Below are 513 nucleotides of genomic sequence, written 5' to 3'. Positions count from 1 at the left end.
GAACTACTGCATCTGGGCCCGCAACGAGCTCATCGCCGGCGTCGAGGCCCGCATGAGGCTCTACGGCGTGGCCGAGGGCGCCGAGCCGGCCGGCGCCGCGGCGGCGGGCGGGCGCGCCCTGTCCCCGGAGGAGACCGGGTGGCGCGACGCCCTGCTGCGCGCAGGGGCCGAGGAGGGCTTTGAGCACCTGCGCGACCGCGCCGCCTACACCTGGTTCAACCGCATCGCCGCCGTGCGCTACATGGAGGTCCACGACTTCCTGCCCTCCCGCGTGCGCATGTTCACCCGCCCGGCGGCGGACGGCTCCTGGGAGCTGGGCAGCCAGGCCGCGGACGAGGCGCTCGACGTGGAGATCGAGGGGGCGGACCCGGTGCGCGTCGCCGAGCTCAAGCAGGCCGGCGAGGACGGGCCGCTGTTCCGCTACCTGTTCCTGGCCCAGTGCGCCGAGCTCTCCGGGTGCCTGCCCGGCGTGTTCCAGCCCGTGGACGAGTGCATGGCGCTGCTGCTGCCGGC

At 75.0% G+C, this 513-nt stretch carries 1 protein-coding gene; it reads left to right on the top strand.

The window, feature by feature from the left end; genetic code table 11:
* Positions 1–513 (top strand): hypothetical protein (locus tag ACTQZF_RS09255; protein WP_441555114.1); only part of this gene is annotated, 513 nt, incomplete at both ends.

Source organism: Collinsella sp. LCP19S3_H3, from assembly GCF_052119145.1.
In the GTDB taxonomy this organism is placed as follows: domain Bacteria; phylum Actinomycetota; class Coriobacteriia; order Coriobacteriales; family Coriobacteriaceae; genus Collinsella.
The sequence above is the reverse complement of the archived record's forward strand: the minus strand, read 5'-3'. Positions and strand labels throughout refer to the sequence as shown.